At 41.6% G+C, this 5932-nt stretch carries 4 protein-coding genes; 3 read left to right on the forward strand and 1 reads right to left on the reverse strand.

The window, feature by feature from the left end:
- The 3 genes from GX437_06825 to GX437_06835 form a co-directional block, all read left to right on the forward strand.
- Positions 1 to 439: PhoH family protein (locus GX437_06825; protein NLJ07364.1), on the forward strand; the 439-nt coding region annotated here is incomplete at its 5' end.
- Positions 440 to 458: 19 nt separating this feature from the next.
- Positions 459 to 1418: a phosphoribosylaminoimidazolesuccinocarboxamide synthase gene (locus GX437_06830; GenBank protein ID NLJ07365.1), complete on the forward strand. Its 960-nt coding sequence runs from the start codon at positions 459 to 461 to the stop codon at positions 1416 to 1418.
- 30 nt (positions 1419 to 1448) lie between these two features.
- Positions 1449 to 3026, forward strand: coding sequence for a trypsin-like peptidase domain-containing protein (locus GX437_06835; protein ID NLJ07366.1), 1578 nt, complete (start codon positions 1449 to 1451; stop codon positions 3024 to 3026).
- 65 nt (positions 3027 to 3091) lie between these two features.
- On the opposite strand, the gene sprA is transcribed toward GX437_06835, so the two are convergent.
- Positions 3092 to 5932 (reverse strand): cell surface protein SprA (gene sprA / locus GX437_06840; GenBank protein ID NLJ07367.1); only part of this gene is annotated, 2841 nt, incomplete at its 5' end.

Below are 5932 nucleotides of genomic sequence, written 5' to 3' on the forward strand. Positions count from 1 at the left end.
GCCGGGTGATATGCGGGAAAAAATAGACCCCTACCTGCGTCCCTTGTATGATGCTCTGGACGATATGCTTTCTGCCGATAAAATTGCTTTCTATCTGGAAAGAAAAATTATTGAAATTGCACCCCTTGCCTTTATGCGTGGGCGAACACTCGACAACGCCTATGTGATACTCGATGAAGCCCAGAATTGTTCCGACCTTCAGCTAAAAATGTTTCTGACACGCATGGGGCCTCACGCCAAGTTTATTGTCAATGGCGACCTGACACAAATCGACCTGCCTGCCTCCCAGCGTTCCGGATTGCTCAGGGCAACTCAAATTCTCAGTCATATCAAGGGAATCACCGTTCTCGAGTTTGACATTCATGATGTTACACGCCATCGTATCGTCAAGGAAATTATCTCAGCCTACTCAGTAAAAAAAGATAAAGAAACAAAATAAAAAGTTAATCACCAATACTATGAAATTCGAAGCATTAAAAGAAAGTAATTTTAAGTTTAAAGGCCAGAAAAGCCTGAAACGAGGAAAAGTAAGGGATATTTATGAATTAGGAGACGACTACCTCCTCTTTATTGTCTCCGACAGAATATCAGCCTTTGATGTTATTTTACCCAGGGCAATTCCTTTTAAAGGAGAGATTTTGAATCAGATAGCTGCCAAATCGATGAAACAAACAGAAGACATTGTTCCGAACTGGCTGCTGGATGTTCCCGACCCGACTGCTTCTATCGGAATAAAATGCGAACCTTTTCCTGTCGAAATGGTTATACGCGGTTATCTGGTCGGGCATGCCTGGCGGGAGTATGCTTCAGGAAAAAGGAGTATCTGTGGTATTCCACTGCCAGATGGAATGGTCGAAAATCAGAAGTTTGAGAAGCCTATCATTACCCCCACTACCAAAGCCATGGAGGGACATGATGAAGACATCAGCCGCGACTTTATCATTGAAAATGGTCTGGTTTCGGAAGAATATTACACTCAGCTCGAAGATATCACCTTTAAATTATACCAGAGAGGCTGTGAAATTGCTGCGGAAAAAGGTTTGATACTGGTTGATACCAAGTATGAATTTGGGTTGAGAGACGGCAAAATTTACCTGATTGATGAGGTTCATACCCCCGATTCGTCCCGCTATTTTTATCTTCAGGGCTATGAGGAAAACTTCAGAAAAGGGCAAAAACAAAGGCAGTTGTCGAAAGAATTCGTCCGTGAATGGCTGATGAGTCAGGGATATCAGGGAAGAGAAAATGATGTGATGCCTGAGTTTACTGACGAAATTGTTGAAATGATCATGAACAGGTATGTGGAGTTGTATGAACAGTTTACAGGGGAAAAATTTAATTTGTCAGAAAGAGAAAACCTTGAAAACCGAGTTTTCACAAACATTTCATCAGCCATCGACCGGCTTCGCCTGAAATAAACATGCAGATAGTCCGTTAACATTAAAAAAATGAAGAAATCTGCTTACCTGATTCTGATTTTGTTATTTCTGATTCCCTCTGTTTACGGTCAGCAGGAAGACCTTAGCCAGTTGTATGAAAAAGTCAAAAAAGCATTGGTATCTGTCAGCACTTTTAAAGACGGGAGCCTTCAACACACCGGCACGGGAATTTTCATCAGCTCCACCGGTAAAATACTGACTGCCAATCACCTGGTAAATCATTCCGACTCCATCCGGGTCAAAGGCTTTGATGGAAAACAATATAGGATAGTTTCGGTTGAGGTGGTCAGTGAAGAAGGCGACATGGCTTTGCTCCAGACAGTTGCCCTTCCGATGCAGTTGAGTGCAGTGTCTTTGTCAGAAAGTGTTTTTTATGAAGGAGATCCTGCTTTTTCCATCTGTGTCAATGAAAAAGGAGAATTTTTAGTCAGTGAAGGTTATGTTTCGGTCATCCGGAGGTTTGAAGGAGTTGGTCCGGGGATATTGACGGCCATGCATTTAGATCAAAACTTTGACGGAGCTCCGTTGTTGAATAATTTCGGTGAAGTGATCGGTATGTTTTCCTATCCTCTCATTGAACGCTTTGATAAGTTTTTCGCTGTAAGCATTAAATTAATCACTGAAAATCAATCATATAAACCAAAAGATTATACAATCACACGGGTGACCGAACAAAAGATCACGGACAAGGCTGAGCTGAAAAACCAGAAGATCATTGAAAAGGAAGGTTTAAATTTTGACAGCATATATATCATCGAGCCAAAACTGAAAGCCCTTGGCGACTCGATCAAGGATGCATGGAACGAATATGCCCGGATGGATGCGCTGACAGATTTCATCCCGCTTTTTGTTAAAGCATTGAAAGTCAGGGGTTCTTATTATTATTCCTTTAATCATCTTGACTTTATGTATAAACTGGTAGCTCCCGACAATAGTTTCAGGTTGTTCAGCTGGACTTTGCGTTTTGATGACGGTACTTACCGCTATTACGGAGCTATCCAGTACAACAGCATCAACCTGAAATTGCTGCCTCTTTACGATTATTCTCACATGATACCCTATGACATTGTGGAAGATACCATTCTCAGCAATGAATCATGGTTTGGCGCTCAATATTATGATATCGGGATGTTTAAAAAAGGAAAAAAGAAATTTTATGTTTTGCTGGGATGGGATGGAAACAATTACATCAGCAGCAAGAAAATCATTGAATTACTGACTTTTGATGAAAATGGCAATGCCGTATTCGGGGCTCCGGTTTTTCAGGACACCACCCGTACACGAACAAGGGTCGTCCTGCAATACAACAAAGATGCGGTGGTTGCCCTGAAACTGATTCATTCAAAAAACCTGATTGTTTTTGACAACCTTGTACCCCCTGTAAAAGACGATGCAGGTAAAGTCTGGACTTACCTTCCGGATGGGAGTTATAACTATTTTAAATTCAGCAAGGGAAAATTCATCTTTCATGAAGATGTCTTTAAAAATGAAAAAATCACGCAGGAAGACCTGAACGAGTCGGACAATATTTCAGGGAAACCCGGTAAGAAAAATGATTCAAAATCTGGCATTCTGCCACCGAAATAAAGGGAATTGACGAAGGCGTAAATTGTAAATCCAATATTTTTTCTATTCCCAAAATCAATCTGGCCTTATTGACCCAGTGTGTATCTGACACTAAACCCAAAATTGGTGAAAGAGGTGGGGTAACTTGTCGAAACAACCGGTTTTGTTACATTTCTGTTGAAGAACAATCTGATGGTCAGGTTGTCGTTGATCACATAGTCCAGATAGGGTTTTAACGTAAGCACCCTGCTTCCGCCAACATTCTGTGTTTCATTTTCATCGAGTTTATAAATCACCGACCTGTTGGTGCGCAGGGTAAAATCGAGCCGGAAATTCAGGTCATTTTCAAGAATGACCTTTTTGTTGTGATATTTGATAAAAGAAGGTAACTGAACCTCCTTAGCCCTGTATCCGATGCCGATGGTCAGGTCTTTGTCCCTGATTTCGGCAGTCTGATAGTTGGCAAAGGTAAAGCTGATATTTCGGGTAGTCCGGTATTCAATACGGGATGTCCAGTTGTTCACCCAGTTGATATCAAGCCCAAGCAAGGGAGCCAGTTGTTCCGTAATGGTGATGGTTTGAATCCTGTATTTGGGTATCAGGTTTTTCCCGACAACAGGAATTTCATTTTCATCGTAGTTAAGATTTGAGGTGAAATTTGAAACATTATAAGATGACCTGTATGCGTGGTTAAGGTTAATGTTTTTAATGTACTTCTTAATCCATTCAACTTTGCTCAATCCGCTGTAAGTAATGCGCCAGTTGGGGGCAGGAATGGCAGGGAAATTTGATAAAGAGGTCAGCATGGCATTTTTACCGGCATAAGCAGCAAGAAATGCAGGAATAATCACATCCTGTGAGGTACGGGTATAGCCAGCCGGAAAATCAAAGGTGTCAACGGGTCCTCCGGGAGACAGCCGGTGGGCGATGACATGCCTGTTATCTTCGAAATTCTGGTATGCCTGAGATTTGTCTTCGTTCCATCGTCCTTTTAATGCTGTCGGTAACGACCAGTAAGACATGCTGAAACTTCCACCTTCGACAGGACTACGCGACACAAAATCTCCGGTTATTTCATCATAACGGAATATTTCCTGAAAGTTTTTGGTCATTTGCCTGTTCATTTCAACATTTATCCTGAAGTCCTTAAATGGTTCCAGATTGGCATTAACAGTCAGGTTTTCAATATAGTTTTGCATGTATAGCGTATTTAGGGAAGTATCCCTCGTCAACCAACCGTTTCTGGCAGCAATAAACCTGAAATCGGGATCCTGAATTCCGGCCAGGAAGGGCAGCCCGGGAGCATTGAGATCCCAGTTATTTCCAAGTATCTGAGGCCTTTTGTCGTAGCCGGGCAGAATTGTTCCCTGATTTAATGAATAATTAATGGTTGCATTTTTCAGGCTCATCAGAAAGCGAAGTGAAGATTCCAGCAGCTTATAAAAGCCTTCGTTAATTTCAATATTTTCAGCTGTAATCTTTTCCCCGTTTTCATCCACCAGTTCCTTTCCTTCTTTTTTGTATTTTTCTTTCAGCTCTTCAAAACGTTTTTTCCTGATTTCACCGATATTACTCTTGTTTGCGTTAATGTTTTTAAAGAATTTGACTTTTCCGTAAAGGGAAACAAAATTCAGATTAGCCGAAAGCTGAGTAGTCTGTGCATTCTGGATCGTATTACCAAGTTCCTTTGCCGCAGGAGGAGCTTCCCGCCAGTTGTAACTGCCGGTATAGGATGCTCTGGCATTTATCCAGTCAAAAACCGGAAATTTCCGTAATGGTATGTCGTACGACAGTCCTATTTTATGGTCAAAGCTTCTGGTGTTCCCCATCCTGCTGAAGTTTCTCAGAATGGTATCCCTTGTTTCGGGAGTAATAGGGCCTGCAGGCTCATACACATAAGCATCGACACTGGCATTGTAAACCAGCTTCAAGGAGCGGGTAAAATCATGGCGGTATTCATAAATTCTCTTGATGGTGAAGTTCTTTTCGTACAATGGGGTCAGTATCGTCTGAATATTGGTATTGTTACGGTATAGCATTTCTCCGTAACGCCTGTCAATCTGAGTCTGAAAACTGAACGACTGGGGAATAAGCCCGATATTAAAATCCGTTATTGGCCGTAAATACTTCGATTTCGACTTAATCACCTTTCTGAACGGGGTTATATTTTTCTCTTTAAAGGTATAATTATAGTTCAGTACGAACTGGTGATTCTGTTTGAAATCATATTCGGCATTAATATCCCGTTTGAAAACATCATTGTAGGCATACGAAAGCAGGACATTTTCGATATCATAGAAATGAAATTTCCTTTTATCAGGATTTCTCATTTTCTGAACGTTCATAAAATTAAGGCTGGTACGGCTGATGAATGTTTCGGCAGCATATAGTATGGAATCTCTTTCTTCACGGGTCTGAGCCAGATCAAGCCTTGTTTTGAGCAGGATATCGGGGGCAAGCGGATTGTACTGTGGTTTGCTTCTCGACTGGGAATAGTTGTAAAACATGGGAATTTTCACCTTTGCTTTCTGCGGAAAAAATTTTCCAAGCTCAAGATAAGTCTGTACATCGAAAGTGGTCAAATCTTCCTTGCTTCTTTCCTGCAGTTTTTGTTCAAGGCTCCCAAACCCAACTGTTTTAATGCTCCCCGACACATTTACCTTACCGAAATCTGCCAGTTTGGTCGCTATTTTTCCAATAGCCGCATATCCACCTCTCTGATCGAAATCGGTTACACGGAGTTCGTTTATCCAGATTATCCCGCAATGCGGCTCACCATTGTCGGTGTTTACAAAACTATTGTCTTTTGACGGGTTTCTGACGCCAATCATGATGACTTTGACATTGCTGAGGTCGGGATTACCCAAAACCGTTATCCGGCCTTTATTGGCCTTATCGAACTGAGTAAAAGGCAGAATAAGGCTCGA

This window comes from Sphingobacteriales bacterium (assembly GCA_012517435.1).
Taxonomy (GTDB): Bacteria; Bacteroidota; Bacteroidia; order CAILMK01; family JAAYUY01; genus JAAYUY01.

Bases quoted from the DNA above. Each gene is read 5' to 3' on its own strand.
- GX437_06835 (NLJ07366.1), top strand. From the start codon at position 1,449: ATGAAGAAATCTGCTTACCTGATTCTGATTTTGTTATTTCTGATTCCC.
- GX437_06830 (NLJ07365.1), top strand. From the start codon at position 459: ATGAAATTCGAAGCATTAAAAGAAAGTAATTTTAAGTTTAAAGGCCAG.